Source organism: Permianibacter fluminis (assembly GCF_013179735.1).
Lineage (GTDB): Bacteria > Pseudomonadota > Gammaproteobacteria > Enterobacterales > Permianibacteraceae > Permianibacter > Permianibacter fluminis.
Genome location: NZ_JABMEG010000001.1, coordinates 1,367,387 through 1,385,126, shown reverse-complemented (window position 1 = coordinate 1,385,126; position 17,740 = coordinate 1,367,387). Strand labels below are relative to the sequence as shown.

General features: G+C 60.1%; 12 protein-coding genes. 4 read left to right on the top strand and 8 right to left on the bottom strand.

The annotated features are described in order from the left end of the window. Positions 1-2: 2 nt before the first annotated feature. A complete protein-coding gene (nirD, locus tag HPT27_RS06075) occupies positions 3-359 on the bottom strand; it encodes a nitrite reductase small subunit NirD (RefSeq protein WP_235950962.1) in 357 nt (118 codons plus the stop codon). A gap of 128 nt (positions 360-487) precedes the next feature. Then, positions 488-2,914, bottom strand: a complete 2,427-nt coding sequence (gene nirB, locus HPT27_RS06070) for a nitrite reductase large subunit NirB (protein WP_211197867.1) — start codon at positions 2,912-2,914, stop codon at positions 488-490. A gap of 566 nt (positions 2,915-3,480) precedes the next feature. Between nirB and HPT27_RS06065 the strand changes: the two genes are divergently transcribed. The 4 genes from HPT27_RS06065 (at position 3,481) to HPT27_RS06050 (ending at position 7,613) form a co-directional block, all read left to right on the top strand. Continuing rightward, a complete protein-coding gene (locus HPT27_RS06065; RefSeq protein WP_172240427.1) occupies positions 3,481-4,047 on the top strand; it encodes an ANTAR domain-containing response regulator in 567 nt (188 codons plus the stop codon). A gap of 458 nt (positions 4,048-4,505) precedes the next feature. Then, the gene (locus HPT27_RS06060) at positions 4,506-5,786 is read left to right on the top strand and encodes a CmpA/NrtA family ABC transporter substrate-binding protein (protein ID WP_407951133.1); all 1,281 of its coding nucleotides are present in this window, start codon (positions 4,506-4,508) and stop codon (positions 5,784-5,786) included. Continuing rightward, on the top strand, positions 5,783-6,742 hold the full coding sequence (gene ntrB / locus HPT27_RS06055) for a nitrate ABC transporter permease (protein ID WP_172240421.1): 960 nt from the start codon (positions 5,783-5,785) through the stop codon (positions 6,740-6,742). The genes HPT27_RS06060 and ntrB overlap by 4 nt, the downstream gene beginning before the upstream one ends. A gap of 64 nt (positions 6,743-6,806) precedes the next feature. After that, positions 6,807-7,613: an ABC transporter ATP-binding protein gene (locus HPT27_RS06050; RefSeq protein ID WP_172240418.1), complete on the top strand. Its 807-nt coding sequence runs from the start codon at positions 6,807-6,809 to the stop codon at positions 7,611-7,613. A 45-nt stretch (positions 7,614-7,658) separates the two neighbouring features. Here the strand turns inward: HPT27_RS06050 and HPT27_RS06045 are convergent, their stop codons facing one another. The 6 genes from HPT27_RS06045 to HPT27_RS06020 all read right to left on the bottom strand — a co-directional run bounded on the left by HPT27_RS06045 (position 7,659) and on the right by HPT27_RS06020 (position 17,583). Continuing rightward, on the bottom strand, positions 7,659-9,506 hold the full coding sequence (locus HPT27_RS06045) for a chitinase N-terminal domain-containing protein (protein ID WP_172240415.1): 1,848 nt from the start codon (positions 9,504-9,506) through the stop codon (positions 7,659-7,661). A 47-nt stretch (positions 9,507-9,553) separates the two neighbouring features. Beyond that, positions 9,554-9,922, bottom strand: coding sequence for a VOC family protein (locus HPT27_RS06040; protein WP_172240412.1), 369 nt, complete (start codon positions 9,920-9,922; stop codon positions 9,554-9,556). Between the two features lie 13 nt (positions 9,923-9,935). Then, complete coding sequence (locus HPT27_RS06035) at positions 9,936-12,404, bottom strand: PQQ-dependent sugar dehydrogenase (protein WP_172240409.1); 2,469 nt, start codon at positions 12,402-12,404, stop codon at positions 9,936-9,938. Between the two features lie 349 nt (positions 12,405-12,753). Next, positions 12,754-13,473: a hypothetical protein gene (locus tag HPT27_RS06030; RefSeq protein WP_172240406.1), complete on the bottom strand. Its 720-nt coding sequence runs from the start codon at positions 13,471-13,473 to the stop codon at positions 12,754-12,756. Positions 13,474-13,480: 7 nt separating this feature from the next. Continuing rightward, positions 13,481-13,798 carry a hypothetical protein gene (locus tag HPT27_RS06025; protein ID WP_172237158.1) on the bottom strand — a complete coding sequence of 106 codons (318 nt, stop codon included), beginning with the start codon at positions 13,796-13,798 and terminating at the stop codon, positions 13,481-13,483. A gap of 257 nt (positions 13,799-14,055) precedes the next feature. Beyond that, positions 14,056-17,583 carry a hypothetical protein gene (locus HPT27_RS06020; RefSeq protein ID WP_172240403.1) on the bottom strand — a complete coding sequence of 1,176 codons (3,528 nt, stop codon included), beginning with the start codon at positions 17,581-17,583 and terminating at the stop codon, positions 14,056-14,058. Between the last annotated feature and the right edge of the window lie 157 nt (positions 17,584-17,740).

Here is a 17,740-nt window from a genome sequence, read left to right as displayed (position 1 = left end):
GTTCAGTCCACCGTGTTCAGTCGCGCCCGCGATGTCGTTGGCGCTGGCAAGCCGAGATAGACCTCACCACCGACCACCTTGACCGGAAACCGCGGCACGCAACCGATATCGGGCGCCTTTGCTTCGCCGCTGTCGAGTTGCACCTGCCAGGCATGCAAGGGGCAACTGACCAGCCGACCATGGACAATGCCTTCCGCCAGCGGTCCGCCGCGATGCGGACAGCGATTCAGCAAAGCGAACACTTCATCTGCGCTGTTGCGAAACACCGCGATCTCGCCGTGCTCGGTCCGCACCACTCGCGAACCTTGTGGGGGAATATTGCGCAGCAGGCCAACGGCGAGCCAGTTGCTGTCGAGCAATCCCGGCAGCTCGCCGCCGCGGCCGCCGCGTGCGGCTGTCGATGTTGATGCACTCTTCGTTAATGCGGTCATTCGCTATTCCCTTCACTCGTTTTCAAAACGATGCCTTCACGTTTGGCCAACACCGGTCAACTTAAATCGACAATCGGAATAAAACGCTCACGAGAGGCCGGGCTCGCCAACTCCGCCCACGGATCTTTCTGGAAGTGCTGCTGCGAATCGCGAAACCGCTGCGCCAGCAATTGTCGACCCGCAGCGTCATGCACCACGCGCTGCTGGACATAGGCCAGACCTACACGCTCCAGATAGGGCGCCGTGCGTTCGAGATAGCGACCTTCATCACGATAGAGCTGCATGAACGCGAGACAGTATTCTTCGACTTCGGCCATTGTCTCGACCCGGCACAGCACGTCGGTGCCGCGCAATTTGATGCCTCCATTGCCGCCGACATGTAGCTCCCAACCGGATTCGATGGCAATGACACCGAAATCCTTGATGGTGGCTTCGGCGCAATTGCGCGGACACCCCGACACTGCCATCTTGAATTTGTGCGGCGTCCAGGCGCCCCATGTCAGCTTTTCCAACTGGATGCCCATCGCGGTCGAGTCCTGGGTACCAAACCGGCACCACTCGGAACCGACACAGGTTTTGACGGTACGCAGCGCCTTGCCGTAAGCGTGACCGGAAACAAAACCAGCTTTCGCCAGATCGGCCCAGACGCCGGGCAAATCGGATTTTTTGACGCCGAGCAAATCGACCCGCTGACCGCCAGTGATTTTCACGGTTGGAATCTGAAATTTGTCGACCACGTCGGCGATGCTGCGCAGCTCGTGGGAATTGGTGACACCGCCCCACATCCGCGGCACCACTGAATAACTGCCATCTTTTTGAATATTCGCGTGCATGCGCTCGTTGACGAAGCGGGCCTGACTGTCGTCCTGCGCTTCGCCCGGCCAAGCCGCAAGCAAGTAAAAATTCAGCGCCGGCCGGCATTTGTCGCAGCCGTCGGCGTGACGCCACGCCAAGGTCTGAAAGATCTGGCTCAGTGACAGCAATTTCTGTTCGCGGATCGCGCTTCGCACCGCATCGTGGCTGAGCGTGGTGCAGCTGCACATGGCCGGCAACGCCGGCGCGCTGTAGTTGTCACCAACGGCCGCAGCCAGCAACTGCTCAACCATCGGCGTACAGGCGCCGCAGGACGCCGAAGCTTTGGTGTGGGCGCGCACCGCATCCAGTGTTTGCAAATTCTTGCCGCGTATCGTCTCGACAATCTTGCCTTTGCAGACGCCATTGCAATCGCAAACCGGCTTGTCATCCGGCCAATCCAGCACCGCCTGTTGGCCGCCGCCTTCGGCTTCGCTGACCGGACCAAACAGCAGACTGTCGCGCAGCGCGGCAACGCTGGTTTGCGCTTTCATCAGCTGGAAATACCAACCGCCATCGACGGTGTCGCCATACAGCACGGCACCAACCAATTTGTCGCCGCGCAGCACGACTTTCTTGTACACCGCTGCACCCGCATCCTGATAAACAATGCTGTCACAACCATCGCCGCCCTGAAACTCGCCGGCCGAGAACAGCTCGACGCCGGTCACTTTCAATTTGGTTGAGGTCATCGAGCCCTGATAGAACGCTTCGCTGTTGCCTGCCAGCTGCGCGGCACAGACGCGCGCCTGTTCATACAAGGGCGCCACCAGTCCGTAGCACTGGCCCCGGTGCTGCACACATTCACCGACGGCGTAGATGCGGGCATCGGAACTTTGCAAGGTGTCGGAAACCAGCACGCCGCGCTCGCAGCCGAGTCCGCTGCGCTGAGCCAATGCAATATTGGGCCGGACGCCGGCCGCCATCACCACCAGATCGGCGGGTATGCTGCTGCCGTCAGCAAACTGCACCGCAGTGACCCGTTCCGTGCCGAGCAGGGCGCTGGTTTGCACCGCCATTTTGAATTTGATGCCACGTGCTTCGAGCGTTTGCTGCAGCAGCGTGGCGGCGGTGGCATCAAGCTGTCGATCCATCAGCGTCGGCAGCAGATGCACCACCGTTACCGCCATGCCCTGCTTTTGCAAACCGTAGGCGGCCTCCAAGCCGAGCAAGCCACCACCTATCACCACCGCATTGCGGAATTGCCGACTGGCGCTGAGCATCTGCTCGACATCGTGCAGATCGCGGTAGCAGACCACGCCCGCCAGATCACGGCCCGGTATCGGCAGCACAAACGGCAGCGAACCGGTTGCCAGAATCAGCTGATCATAAGGCTGGACGATGCCGCAATCGGTGCGCACGATGCGAGCGTCGCGGTCAACGACGGTGACGGCCTTGCCGCAATGCAGTTGGATGCCGCGTTCGGCATACCAATCGATGGGATTGATCAAAATCTCATCCGGCTGCTTCTCACCGGCGAGCACCGGTGACAGCAGGATGCGATTGTAATTACCGTGCGGTTCGGCACCGAACACCGTGATGTCATAGCGCTCCGGCGCCAGTGCCAGCAGCTCTTCAATGACTTTCATGCCGGCCATGCCATTGCCGACCAGCACCAGTTGTTGTTTCATCGGCCGCTCCTGCGCAAAAAGCAAAAACGGCGCTTGTGCCGCGGCTAGCGAAATCGCCAGTCGGGACACAAGACGCCGTTGTCTTGCCGAAATGGATTGCAATTCAGATGCCAGCGTTGCCAACGCTGATGGCAGCGCTCGTCGCGGCGGCTTGTTGCGCGCGCGAAAGAGCGGGATAGAACAGAAATATGCACACTGTCGGTGCAAATCCGCCACCGAATCGGTGCAGTGACTCGCGACAGCCAGTCCGTACGGCATTTCTCCCGCTAAAAAACGAAGATGAACTGGTGACAAATTTGAATTGCTGATGGTGACCGTGATGAACTCGATGGCCGCTTCATCACTCGCACGTGCACCAGTGCCAACCACGATCCGCTCACTTGCACCAAGCCCACGCCCCAAAACCGCTCGCCTGCGATGCACCCCGGCGAGACATCACTGCAAGACATAATGTCACGACTGCCGCAAGCCAATGCCCACAGGCAGCGCATGTGATGGTTATAAGGAATCGGACGTGATGCGGCCCGTCGCTTGCAGCAGATCGCCGGGTTAGTGGAGGTCATGACATGCGAGTGCTGGTGGTGGCAGACAGCAACGACCGCATCGATCCGGTGGTCGCCGCACTGCGGCAGGCGGGTATTGAATCGGTGCAGGAAATGGAAGGCGCGATCGGTTTGCTGCGCCGGGTTGCCGATTTTCAACCGGATCTGATCTTGATCGACACCGCCTCGCCATCACGCGATGTGCTGGAATCACTGTGTGTGGTCAACAGCCATGCGCCCCGGCCGATGTTGATGTTCAGCAACGACGATTCCGATGCCAGCATCAGCGCGGCGATGGCGGCCGGCGTCAGCATTTACTCGGTAGAAGGCATTGATGCCAGCAAATTGCCACCGATCATGCGTATCGCCGCCGCCCGTTTCCGCCAGGACCAGCAGCGCTTGACCGAACTTGACGCCATCACCCAGCAACAACACGAGAGGCAATCGGTGGCGACTGCCAAGGGCCTGCTAATGGCGCGCGATGGCTTGAATGAAGAAACGGCCTATCGCAAGTTGCGCGATAGAGCCATGCGCAACCGCCGCTCGCTCGCCGAAGTGGCCAGCGACCTGCTGAAGCGTTGGCAGTCGTGACAACGTCATCACAGTAGCAGCGATACGTCACAGTCACAGGCACAGTCACTGCCACAAGCGAAGTTACGGCAACAGGCATCGCCGCGATCAATCTGGGGCCGCGAAATGGTGCAAGCTGCTTCACGGCGGTGCGCAGAGTTTGCCGAAATGCCGTCGTCATGCCGCTGCAATCCACAGTACGCCGGCCGCAAAGCGCGCATCGGCTGAAATCGGGTTTGCTGGCATGCGCTTTGCTCTCTTCATTGTGCAAAGTTGAATTTTCCTCATCAGTTCGGACAACGGCGTCCCATGCCCTGCAGCAACGTGCAGGACATCGGACGCCGTTTTCATTTTTGGAGAATGCCATGACTGTCGCCCTGCTGAAGACTGCTGCCGAACCCGCCACTACCGCCGCAACAAGTGATAGCACCGCCGCCAATGAATCATCGCCAACAGGCGATGTCACCAGCGTGCCAGCGATCGCTGATGCGGGGATCAGCGCCGATGTCATCAACGGCGGTCGGCGCCTGTTTGGCAAACAGTTGGCGCTGGCCGCCAGCGCTCTCGCCGTTGCCGGCTGGTTGCCGCAGCGACAAGCCTGGGCCGCAGGCAGCGACAAGCCGGAGAAGACCCGGGTACAGGTTGGCTTTATTCCGCTGACTGATTGCGCGTCGGTGATCGTCGCCTCGCAAATGGGCTTTGACAAAAAATATGGCATCGAGATTGTGCCGAACAAGGAGGCATCATGGGCCGCCGTACGCGACAAGCTGGTGAATGGCGAGCTGGATGCCGCGCACGTCTTATACGGACTCGTGTACGGCGTGCATCTGGGCATTGGTGGCAGCAAGAAAGACATGGCCGTGCTGATGAACCTGAATCACAACGGTCAGGCGATAACCCTGTCGAACCAGCTGAATGAGCAAGGCGTGCGTGATGGCGAGTCGCTGGCCAAACACATTCAGAAAAATCCGCGCGAATACACCTTTGCCCAGACCTTTCCGACCGGCACCCATGCGATGTGGCTGTATTACTATCTGGCCAGCATCGGCGTGCATCCGTTTCAGGATGTCAAAACCATTGTGGTGCCGCCGCCACAAATGGTCGCCAACATGCGGGTCGGTAACATGGACGGCTTCTGTGTTGGCGAGCCGTGGAATGCCCGCGCCATCTTCGACAAAATCGGTTTCACGCTCGCCACCTCGCAAGACATCTGGACCGATCATCCGGAGAAGGTGCTCGGCTGCACGGCGGCGTTTGTCCAGCAGCATCCCAACACCGCGCGGGCACTCACTGCCGCCTTGCTGGAAGCATCGCGGTTTATCGACGATCCGCGCAACCGCGCGACCGTGGCCAAATTGATTGCCGGCAAAGCCTATGTCAACGCGCCGGCCGAGGTGATCGAGTCGCGCTTTCTCGGCCAGTACGACAATGGCATCGGCCGGCGCTGGCAGGATCCGAACTACATGAAGTTCTACAACGACGGTCAGGTGACGTTTCCGTATTTGTCCGACGGCATGTGGTTTCTCACCCAGCACCGACGCTGGGGTCTGCTGAGCAGCGAGCCGGATTATCTGTCCGTCGCCAGTCAGATCAACCAGATCGCGATTTACAAGCAAGCGGCAGCCGCAGCGAAAGTCCCGGTACCCAGCGACGTCCTGCGCAGCAGCAAGCTGATCGACGGCAAGATCTGGGATGGCAAGGAGCCGGCCCGTTACGCTGCCAGCTTCAGCCTCAACAGCGCGCAAGGTGTGGCGGCATGAATACGGCAAGACAGTTGAGCGCGGTGCCGGCAGTGGCATCAATATCAACAGCACCAAACACGCCAGATCCCGGCGTCGAGCAAACGCATCGGCAACGCCAGCAGCGCACGGAGCAGGCGACACTTCGGGCCGCAGTGCTGGCCAAACACGAAGCGGAGTTTGCCCTGCGTGCACAGGTCAATCGCGAACGTTTGCGCGCGCTGACGCAGTTGCTATTGCCGCCACTGCTTGGCCTTGCACTGCTGCTGATGATCTGGACCTGGCTGGCACAGTTGCGCCCGGAGTTGCCCGGCCCGCTGGCAACCTGGCAGGCGGCCGCCGCGTTGTTTGCCGATCCGTTCTATGACAATGGTCCGAACGATCAGGGCATCGGCTGGAACATTCTGTATTCGCTCGGCCGGGTCGGGCTGGGCTTTGGTCTGGCGGCCGGCGTGGGCATTCCGCTGGGCTTTCTGATTGGCCGGTTCGCTTTCATCAACGGCATGCTGGCGCCGATCATTCATTTGCTGCGACCGGTATCACCACTGGCCTGGTTACCGATAGGTCTGCTGGTATTCCAGAAAGCGCAGCCAGCGTCGATCTGGGTGATTTTCATTTCCAGCCTGTGGCCCATTTTGATCAACACCGCGCTGGGCGTGCGCAGCGTACCGCAGGATTATCTGAATGTGGCGCGCGTGCTCAATCTCAGCGAGTGGAAAGTGTTTACCCACATTTTGTTTCCTGCCGTGCTGCCGTATCTGCTGACCGGTATTCGCTTGTCGATTGGCGTCGCCTGGCTGGTAATTGTCGCCGCCGAAATGCTGACCGGCGGCGTCGGCATCGGCTTCTGGGTTTGGGATGAATGGAACAACCTGAACGTTGCCCACATCATCATCGCCATTTTTGTCGTCGGCGGCATCGGCTTTGCGCTGGAGCAGAGCCTGGTGCTGTTGGCACGGCGCTTCAGCTACCACTGAAAAATGTCACAGCACTTGCTTTGCTGAACAACCGTTACCGTTCCACCATCACCGAGGCCGGCACATGAGCAACGGAAAGGCAAAATTCATCAGCGTCGAGCAGGTCGACATGGTGTTCAGTGGTCGTCAGGGTCGTTTTCAGGCACTCGACCAGATTAATCTGGCGATTGCCAAAGGCGAATTCGTTTCCCTGATCGGCCACTCCGGCTGCGGCAAGTCGACGTTGCTGAATTTGCTGGCCGGACTGACGCTGCCGAGCAGCGGTGTGGTGATCTGCAACAACCGCGAGGTGGCCGGGCCGCGGCCTGAGCGGGCGGTGGTGTTCCAGAACCATTCGCTGCTGCCCTGGCTCAGCTGCTTTGACAATGTCTATCTGGCCGTCGAGCGGGTGTTCGGTGGCAAAGAAAAGAAAGCGCAACTCCGGCAGCGCACCGAGCAAGCCCTGGCACTGGTTGGCTTGTCCGCCGCCGCAAGCAAACTGCCGCAGGAAATTTCCGGCGGCATGAAACAGCGGGTCGGCATTGCCCGGGCATTGGCCATGGAGCCGCAGGTATTGCTGATGGATGAACCGTTCGGTGCGCTCGATGCGCTGACCCGCGCCCATCTGCAGGACGAACTGCTGCGCATCGTTGCCGGCACCGGTTCGACGGTCGTGATGGTCACCCACGACGTCGATGAAGCCATTTTGTTGTCCGATCGCGTGGTCATGATGACCAACGGTCCGGCCGCCCGCATCGGCGACATCCTGACCGTGGATTTGCCGAGACCACGCGACCGGCTTGCACTGGCCGAACAGCCACGCTATCACCAGCTAAGGGCCAAGCTGCTGGAGTTTCTGTATCAGAAACATCGACACCATGATGCCGCCTGAATCCTCAGTCGGCGATTCGCCATCGTGCAGTGAGGTGCTCGCGCCTCAGCGACGCCGACGACAGCCCAGCCACAACAACAGGCTCGCCAGCAGTTCACCGAGACTACCCGCACCCGAGCCACCGCTCTCGCTGCTGGCCGGTGTCGATGGCGTGCTGGTGACACGCGTCGACATCGGCGTCGATTCGACACAGCGCTCATTGCACAAGCGAACCTGCACGGTCAATTCAGCATCCTGATTTGCCAGGTAATCCAGCTCACCGCTTACCGGCCCGTCGCCCGCACTCAGGGCGCGCTCCACTGCAACCGCACCATTCACCAGCAGCGTCACGGTGCTGGCACGCTGCGCCGCCGCCGATTGCCAATTGACCGGCACCGTTACACTGTTGTTGCTGCCACGATCGTAACTTGCGGCAAGCATCGCAATGGTCGGCACGGCGGGCAGTGGTCGCTGTACCAGCACGGAACGTGTCGCCGAATCGCTGCACTGTTGATCCGCACACAAGCGAACCTTCAACGCCAACCAGCCCGACGTGCTGGCGACATGACTGTAGCTTGCTGCCGGCAAGTCAGTACCGCTGGCGATGGTTTCTTCATGCACCAGCACATTGTTGACCAGCACTTGCCAGCGATTGGCCCGCACGCCGGTCTGGGCTTGCCAGTGCAGCGTCACCGTGGCGCTGCCGTTTACCAATTCAATAGATGCCGGCAGCGGGTCGAGCAATGCCGGTGCCGGCGTGTTTGCCGGAGGCGGCGTGTTGCCCGGCACGGCAAACGAATCCGGATCAAAACCGGCTTCAGCGTGCAGTCCCGACAGGTCAACAAACTCGAACTGCGCCATCCGCAGCGTTTGCAACTGATCCCAAGTTGCCTCATCCCAGCGTGCGCTCGGTTCACCCTGGACAAACAGGTTCTGGCCAATATCGGCGACATACAAGCCATAACGCTTCATCGCCGTCGCGATGGCTTTTGCTTCGACACTCCAGTTGGCCGGAATCGGGGTATCGGATTTCAGGCGCAACAATGCGCCAAACGGCATCGCATTGGCGTTGGCGCCACCGGCGTAATGACGGGCCGGCCAGACATAGGCGCGATCGATCACTGCGTTATCGAACGTCACCCGTATGGCGTGTTCGATGAGCCCGGCCTCGGCTTCATCGACGCGCACCAGCAAGGGCAAAATCGGCAAACCCGCGGCATCACCGGAAGTCCAGCCGTCGGGGCGCATGGCATTGGAGTCCAGCTGCCAGGCCGCAGTGGAGTAGGCATACCACTGCTGATCCACCTGATACGAGAAATAACTTTCCCAGAGCCGGCAGCTGCCCTGTTCGACTATCAGAACATGGCGATCACCACACTGCTGTGAATCGTTACAGCTGCCGTATTCCGCCTTGATCAGATTGGCGAGCGGAAACGGAAATTTCCGCGCCGACGGCGCCAGCTGACTGCAATCCCGCTGCAGGGTGAAACCCGCCCCGGCAGCAACGGCGCAATCGCTTTCACCCGGCTCACCATCGCCGTTGCCGGCACGCGGATCGGTGATGTCGAAACTGACCACCGGCCACAACGTGCTCTGTGCAGTGCCGTCGATCACATTGAACGGAATGCCGTAATAGTCCTGCCATTGCTGCTGATCTTCGTTGCGGCCCCAATCCAGGTGCAGCGGCCGGTTGGCGCCCACCTGGTTAATCCAGGTCGCACTCATCGCGTGGGTGGGAAAGCGGCTTTGATCATCAATTCGGGTGTTGAAAATTGCATCGTCCGGAAAGAGTGGGCAGTTGCCCACCGTCGGCGCCGCCATGGCCATACCGACCGGAAGACTCGCCAGCACCAGTAGCCAGCGGTAATTTTTGCCGCTCAGCAGCGGCAACTTTGGTGTCGGTTCTGCGGACATCGTGATCTCCTGGCAACGCTGACTGTTCGTCGGCACCCGTGCCGTCATCAATTGCAATCCAGCAAGCGGCTGTTGGCGGTGATTTCCCACAAATAGCCATCGTCATCATTCAGATAGGCCGAGTAGTAACCGAGCGCCGTTCGCCGTGGCGCCATCAAGGCGACGGCGCCGGCGGCAGTCGCTCGCTGATACAGCTGATCGACTTCAGCCGTGCTGCTGACCGGGTACATCACGTGACCGCGACAATGTTTGGCCGGCGGCGGTTCGGCACTGACCAGCACAACCATCAGGCTGTCATTGCTGGAGAGGTAGACCCGTTTATCCGACGTCACTTCAATTGGCTGCAAACCCAAACCATGCTGGCATAGCGGGGAATCCAGCGAGTGGCGTTGTACTGACAAGGTGTAGAGCAACATGTCCGGTGGCCCGTCACAGCGCACTGGCGCAATTGTTGAGTGAGCGTATCCAGTCGGTCAGCACGGTGATGGCTTGCTGGTCAACCACATGGCTGCCGAGTGGCGGCATCCGGTTGGCATCCAGCGCGCGCATTCGCGCCAGCAAAACCGAGCGCTCCGGTGCGCCGACCGCCAACAGCCGCGCATCAGCAAGCCCCAGTGAGCCGAGCGCCGGCGGTTGATCACAGACCTGGGTTTGCGCCAGCGGCGTCTCGTAACGGAAGTCCAGTTGCACCGGTGTGTTGCCGCCGGGACGATGACAATGGCTGCAATTGCTGTGCAAATAACTCCGCGCGCGCTCGGCCAACGTCGTCGAGCTGTCACTCAGATCAGCAAATTTTTCACTGCGCTGACTGACGCTCAACGGCGTGCTGAATACGCCAATGTGTTCCAGTGTTCTCAGTTGGTTATCGGTGACGTTGCTGGCGGTATAGTGATAATCCCGATTAAGCTGGCGCGTCTCCGGGCTCAGGGCATTGCCGGAAGCGGCGGTATGACACTGCGAGCACTCCTCGCGACTCGGAAAGTGCCAGGTGATAGTGCCGACCACCTTGTCCTTACCGGTGGCGAGCAGATCAGCATCCGACTGATCATCGCGCCATTCATAGCTGTAGCCTGACCAACCATCCTGGTGATGCATCAGCAGCCGGGTTTCCACCAAGCGGTTATCGAGGGAAAAGTTTTTCATCAGAATGGTGCCGACCGGCAGGCTCAAATCACCAACACTGTCGACTGCCATGGTGCTGGTGTTCGGCAACGCCATATACCGTTGCTTGCTCGCGCCGTCCGACCACAATGGCGAATTGACCGTATAGGGCAGCAGGCCGGCCGCGGGTTGCTGTGGCGCATCGGCAGCAACGCATCCGGTCGCGGACAATCGAGTGGGAATGGTGCTGCTGGTCGGCCCGGAGCCGGCGACGATTTTGTAAATCTGACCACCGGTACCGCCCTGCCATATCTGCAGCAAGTACAACTCACCGGCATTGTCCTCCGCGATCGCCACCGGCTGCAGATGCATGTCGCCAAAGTCGGTCTGCTGGTAGTCGCTGCCGGTTCGGTTCAGCCCCCAGACATGGCCCGCACAATAATCGGAGTAGACATAGGTACCGCGCAGCGCCGCGAGCGCGGAGCCTCGGTAAACGGCACCGCCGATAATGGAGCAACCCTGTTCGTGTGAATATTCAAAAACCGGCGCCTGCTTGCCCGTGCGATTGCAGCTGCTGGCATTGCGACAGTGATCACCTTCCAGCTCACTCCAGCCGTAGTTGCCGCCGCGAGTCACCTGGTCAATCTCCTCCCACTGAGTCTCACCGACATCGGCAACCCAGAAGGTGCCGGTGACGCGATCAAAACTGAATCGCCAGGGGTTGCGGAAACCATAAGCAAAGATCTCAGGCCGACCACCACCATTGACGAAAGGATTGTCAGCCGGAATGGTGTACGGTGCGCCAGCATTGACGTTGATCCGAATCACTTTGCCGTGCAGAGTGCTGGTGAGTTGGCCGTTTGCCGGCGACTCATCATCACCAAACGATGTGTAGAGATAGCCATCCGGGCCAAAAGCAATTTGGCCTGCTTTGTGATGTGTCGCTGTCGCTGGCACTTCCAACAAGACTTGTTCCGAGGCGGGATCAAAGCCTGAACCATCCGGGCGCACGGTAAAGCGAGACACCCGCGATGCAAACGGCGCGTTGGCAACATAGTTGACGTAGAGAAAACCATTGCTGGCAAAATTGGGATGAAAGGCAATGCCCAGCAAGCCTGATTCGTTGCTGCTGTTTACCCGATTGCCAATATCCAGCACCGTCTCGGTCTGGCTGACATTGACACTGTTTTGAAAACGCAGAATGCGACCGGATTGGATCACCGCATAGAAGCGAGCATTGTCCCCGGGCGCCTGATACAACCCGAGCAGACCGCCCATGAACGGGAGTTGCGGAAAGGCTTTGGCAACCGCCAGCGAACTGCTGCCGCCGGCACTCGCGGGAGCCACACAACTGGTATTGTCCGGCCGCTGTGCCAAACCAAATGCCGGCTCGATCGTTTGCAAGGTCCAGGACCACTCGGCGGCTGGCATAACGTTTCCGGCCCGATCGCGCACACCACTCAGCGTGAACACCGCTGCACCGGACAGCTGATCCGCATCCTGTGGTTGCAGGCTCAACACCGCGCCATTGATCTGCCATTGCAAGGCCACATCCTGTCCGGCAACGCGCAGCGCGGCCTGGACCTGGCTGCCGTCAATGGTTTCATTGAACGTGACGACAATGGCGGCGGTCGGGACAATCTGGACAGCGCCGGGGGCAGGTGCGCGGTTGCTGATCTGTGGCGGCTGCAAATCGGTAGCGGGAGTGCCACCACTACCTCCATCGCCACCACTGCCACCACCGCTGCAAGCGGCAAGCAGAATGCCTGCACTGAGCCACATCAAGAATTGCCGCATTGTTTCCACCTCTCGCCTGGAGCACCTGCGCACGGCGACGAGGCCATGCCTCATCCCGAACGCGACTTCTGTTTTATGCGTCTGTGGGTATATGCGTCGGCGCCGGGATATTTCCGCCAACCGCCAGCAACTTCGCAGCTCAAACGGCAGTAGGCGTCGTGTTGAGGCTGGACGTGAGTCCGAGGCAGATCTCAGGTCGGATTGCTTGCTGAGGATTAGCGCGGTTCACCATGATGTTGCGCGGCCGCCGCGATTCGGTGTTCGAGCGCAGCGATTCTGCTTGCGACAGCGTGTTCTCAGCGGAAGATAGCGGCATGACTAAAAATATGACGCTGCGATGACCGCCGGGTCAGTGGTGAGTTTGCGCACCTGCCGCGGCCGCACCCGTAAATTCCGCGGCCGCAAGGTCCGGGTCGGGCAAATACACCTTCAATGCCTGCCGGGTATAGTCAATGCCGTTTTGCTTGTAGGTATTGGCCGAACAGACGCCGACCAGCAAAAAGCTACAACGGCTATGACCCGGCCCACCCGCTTCAGCCGGCGCTGGCAAACTGCATACCCGCCGCATTGCCTCCAGCTTTTTTTCTCGCGCCCCGGCATCCGGTCCGGCACAAACAAATAGCTGCGGGTTGTCGATGAAGATGTTGCCAAAAAAAGCGGCCTCAAAATAGGGATTGTCGAGCGCCTCTTGCGCGCTGACCTGTAAGGCAGCAGGCGCCGTGACATCGTCGTTGGCGCGTAGCGACAGCAGCACGCGCTTGCCAAAAAAATTGGTGCGTGCCAACAGGCAAGTGGTCAGCAGCTGCTGCTCTTCGACGGTGAGGCCGCGCGTCAACCATCCGGGCGCCAAGCCCATTGCGCCGTCGAACTGGTAGACCGTGCCATTGTGCGAGACACTGACCGCCACGCCTTCCGGCAAGGCACAGTCCACCAGATACTTCAGCCGTTCACGCGAGGCCTCACTGCTTGCCTCTTGTTCGTCCCGCAACTGATAGCGGATGACTTCCGACCAAACCGAGCCGGACAGCAAACCGAATACGGCGGCCGCAAACAACAGGCAAGCGCGCATGAAAGGCTTACTTGACCAATGCGGCGGAAGCCATTTTAGGCAACGTGCCGATCCGGACAATCGGCGCTACCGCGCCGGCACCAGCGGCGCGCTTGCCGTTTGGATAGATACCGTTTGGATAGATACCGTTTGGCCGGAGCGCATTTTGTGTCAGTGCGTTTTGTGTAAGCGCGTTCGAGTGCAATGCGTTGGAATGCAAGGCATTGGAGTGCAGCGCGTTCGCTGTGAGCGAGTTCGGCGCGATGCCATTGTTGCTGCCCGCAGCACTGACGCTGCCACTGGCAATGACGAGCAGCATGGCTGCTGAAAATACGGCTTTGTTCATTTCTGTATCCCTTTGCTAAAACCAAAATCCACCGATGGTGACGTCGCGAGTTGAACAGAGTCTGGTCGCCACGGCCCACCACTGCGATCAAACGGCAAGCGTTTTATCGTCGACACATGAGTACGTACCGGCAGTCAGATTGCCGCCAACACCCGCATCATCCTTTCAAACTGTCATCAGGAAAGTGACCGTCGCTCCCGCGAGGTCATCAGCGACAGCAACAGCACCGCCGCACGCCACAGCGGCGGTGCCATCTGCTAGGGAATCTGCAGCACGCCACCGGCATCGGCGACCAATGCACCACCGATACTGACAGTGATCGTACGGCCACCGGCGCTCGACTGTTCCGTGATGCTGTACGAGCTGCCCGGTAGCAGGCCGGTAAGGTAAATCCGTGTCACGGTACCGGCGACGACAAAGTGGGTGCCAGTAAATGGCAGGCCCAACTGCGCTGGCATCAACACCGCCTGCTGGCCAACCACTGCACCGACGTATTCATTGCCGTTGTCGCTTTGCACCACGCTGGCGGACTTGGCAGCGACGGCGGCATCGGCACCTTCCAGCACGTGCAGGAATAGCGCCCGTCGCGGCTGGCCGGTCGCCTCCACCCGCAGACGATAGCCACCGGTGCCATTGCTCTTGTTGGCCGCCATCGGATCCAGGGTTGCCTGCCAGAAGCCATCCGGAGGGTTCAGCGCTGGACCTTCAATGCTCGCGCTGGCGGCGCTGCCACTCGGCAGCAGTGTCGTGACAAACAGGCGCTGGCCGTTCGGGGTAATGGCTGTCGTCAGACTGCCGGTGCGCTGCGGTGCATTGCCGTTGCTCGGCAGATTCAACCAGAACCGTTTGAAGCGATTGTCGGTGCGGGTTTCGGCGCGGTCCAACACGACAAACACATCCGGTTTCAACCAGAACAGCGACCGACTGGCGTGGCTGACGTCGCTGGCGCGATTGCCGTCGACATCGGCGTAGTTGTACAGATTGGTGGCATCACCGGTGACAAAGGCGTAATCATCGCTGACCACTTCAGCCAGCACTTTCGGATCGCCGGCGTGAGCACCGCCGATGTACTGACTACCACGCGCCAAAAAGCGCTGATGGTAATCACTAACCGGCGCCGCCGGATCATTCTGGATCGTCAGGGTGTTCTTGTATTCCGACGACGCGGCACCAGCGCCGTACGCGGTGAGCTCCTTGGTCAACCACTCGCCTTTTCGCCAGAAGTCAAACATGTTGCCATCGCCGTGCTGGTGGTCGATGGAATTCCAACTGAGTTTGTAATTGAACAAGCGGACATCGGCGTTGTCGTTCCAGCTGGTTCGCGCCTGCAGGCGACCAAGACTTGGTGCAAAGAAATGGCTGGCGTATGCCGGCCGCGGATCGGCCGGCGGCGCCGCGTTCGGGTTACCGGGTTGTCCCGGTTCAAACAACAGGAAATACAGGATCGACGCCATGATGTCGTCATCATGGTCGGCCTTGGCCGTCAGTCGGGCCGGATTGTCGGGCGGCGCGTAATACTGGAACCACTTGGCGGCATTCAGATCGGCGCTGTTGCCGTTGTAGCGCGCATACAGCCCAAATGGCGCCAGCACATCGATATCATCCTGCAGATAGACTTGCTCGCCGTCACCGAACCAAGCTGGCTGGTACACATCGCCATAATCGGTGTGCACTTTCCGCGTGCTCAGGCTATGGAAGAAACCCGGCAGCAGCCGCGAGAACAACGGATGATTGCGCAGTGACACTTTGTCACCGTACAACGTTGTGTCGTCCATGCCGCTGGTATGCAGGGCCAGCATCATGCCGTAATAGAAACCGAGCGAGCCTCCGTACTCGGCGCCTTCCGGACTGATGCCGCCGAAGCCGTCGTTGCGATACATGTAATCTGTCATGTACAGGTGGGTGCCGATCGCCTCGTGCATGAAATCACCAAGCTTGCCGGCACTGTCACCACTGACGCCGGCCTCGGCCACGTCATCGGCAGGGTCGATCACATTCGCCATCATGAAAATATTGCGGGCGTGCGCCATCAGATAATTGTTGGCGGCGTAGCGAATGGCGCGCCGCTTCGGATCCTGGAAATCAAGCAGCGCCGGATGATTGCGCCGGGCATTGCCGACCGGCACGTCCTCCACGTGTTCGTTGTAATAGGTAACCGATGGGTAGCCGTCGCGATTTTCCGCCGCCCAGCGGAGAAATACCCGACGGATCCGCCGCTTTTCATCGGCGGTCAGATGCGGGTACAACCAGTCAACCGTCAGCGGAAAAGCCACACCATGCCAGCGACCACGATCCGATGCCGAAAAGGCATCGGAGCGAAACCGGCCGCTGCCGACCCCGAGATACGCTTGGTCAATCACTTGGAACAGCGCGTTCTTGCCCGCAGCGACCCAACGCGGATTGCGGTTCGCATCGACATCGATGAGGCTCATCAGCGCCATCAGCGCCGCGTACGCTTCGGTGGCAGCCGGCGTATAGGTGCTGCCACCGTTGTCCATCGTGGCGAGCGCGCCAGATTCAATGCGCTGCAATGCTGTATTGGCCAGTTGCAGCAGGCCATCTTGATACATGGGATTGCTGCTGGTGGCCCAGCTGCGCAGCGTCGGTAAATCAGCAGCGCGCAACCACAACCGTGGATGGCCACTGACCGGGGTACGACTCTGTACCGGATTGACCCGCAGCAACGCCGTGTCGCTGTAGAGAATGCCGATGCTGTTGCTGACCACCACATCGAAGCGGGCGTTGTCGTCGGCCTGAACCGGTGTCAGCAAGTAACTCGCAGCGGTGGCACCGGCGATGGCATTGCCATTGCGTCGCCATTGGTATTGCAGCGCCGGCCCCTCGGCCGTCACCGAGAACTCGACCACGTTGCCCACCGTAACCGTGCGATCGACCGGTTGTTTGCTGATGCTCGGTGGCAACAAACCACTGACAACGCTCAACCGCGCTGCTGCGCTGGTAACACTGCCGCTGCTGTTGCTGACCGTAACACTGTACATGCTGCCATCGTCAGCGTTGCTGACGGCCGCCGTGACATAGTGTGGTGACGTTGCAGCGTTCAGCGTCGCGCCGTTGCGACGCCATTGATAGCTGAGGTTGCTGCCTTGAGCGACCACCTGAAATGACGCCGTCTGGCCGGCGAGCACCGAGACAGCGGCAGGCTGCGCCAGAATTTGCGGCGCCGCAGCTCCGTTCACTGTCACCGTCGCGCTGCCGCTGCGTTGCGGATCAGCAACGCTGGTTGCAGTCACGATCACCGTTCCGGTTTGACCCGGCGCCGTGAACAAACCATTGCTGGTGATGGTGCCGGCGGTGACGGTCCAGTTCACGGCAGTATTGCCGGTGCCACTGACGGTGGCGGTGAATTGCTGGGTGGCGCCGCCGCTCAGTGCAAGCGCTGCCGGTGCCACCGTAACGGTGATGATCGGTGTCGTGCTGGTCACGGTTACCGTTGCGCTGCCGTGCCGGCTTGCATCGGCCACACTGGTCGCCGTAATCGTCACGGTGCCCGGTTGCGCCGGTGCGGTGAACATGCCGTTGCTGGAGATGCTGCCGGCGGTCGCCGTCCAGCTCACCGCGCTGTTATTGCTGCCGGTTACGGTGGCGCTGAATTGCTGACTGCTGCCGACCGACAGCGCTGCCGTCCCCGGATTGACAGTAACGACAATGCCGCCGCCATTTCCCGCCGAATCCTCACCCCCACCGGATCCGCCACCACCGCACGCTGACAGCAATGTCAGCACCGCCACAGCGACAAGCCGTGACCACCAGCCAATACCGGACATAGACACCTCGCAGGTAAAACGTCGTGGCAACACCTGCGTCCATGCGCTGCTGCGTGAGTTGTTGTTGCTTGCTTTCTTGTTGCGTCACGACAGTGATGCGAGCGCGAATCCGCAAATCCGCCAGTTGCTGGCGGATTTTTTTTGGACATGGAGCCGG

Excerpts from the sequence above, each read along its gene's own strand:
- nirB (WP_211197867.1), bottom strand. The coding sequence starts at position 2,914 with ATGAAACAACAACTGGTGCTGGTCGGCAATGGCATGGCCGGCATGAAA.
- HPT27_RS06065 (WP_172240427.1), top strand. The coding sequence starts at position 3,481 with ATGCGAGTGCTGGTGGTGGCAGACAGCAACGACCGCATCGATCCGGTG.
- ntrB (WP_172240421.1), top strand. The coding sequence starts at position 5,783 with ATGAATACGGCAAGACAGTTGAGCGCGGTGCCGGCAGTGGCATCAATA.
- HPT27_RS06050 (WP_172240418.1), top strand. The coding sequence starts at position 6,807 with ATGAGCAACGGAAAGGCAAAATTCATCAGCGTCGAGCAGGTCGACATG.
- HPT27_RS06045 (WP_172240415.1), bottom strand. The coding sequence starts at position 9,506 with ATGTCCGCAGAACCGACACCAAAGTTGCCGCTGCTGAGCGGCAAAAAT.
- HPT27_RS06040 (WP_172240412.1), bottom strand. The coding sequence starts at position 9,922 with ATGTTGCTCTACACCTTGTCAGTACAACGCCACTCGCTGGATTCCCCG.
- HPT27_RS06035 (WP_172240409.1), bottom strand. The coding sequence starts at position 12,404 with ATGCGGCAATTCTTGATGTGGCTCAGTGCAGGCATTCTGCTTGCCGCT.
- HPT27_RS06030 (WP_172240406.1), bottom strand. The coding sequence starts at position 13,473 with ATGCGCGCTTGCCTGTTGTTTGCGGCCGCCGTATTCGGTTTGCTGTCC.
- HPT27_RS06025 (WP_172237158.1), bottom strand. The coding sequence starts at position 13,798 with ATGAACAAAGCCGTATTTTCAGCAGCCATGCTGCTCGTCATTGCCAGT.
- HPT27_RS06020 (WP_172240403.1), bottom strand. The coding sequence starts at position 17,583 with ATGTCCGGTATTGGCTGGTGGTCACGGCTTGTCGCTGTGGCGGTGCTG.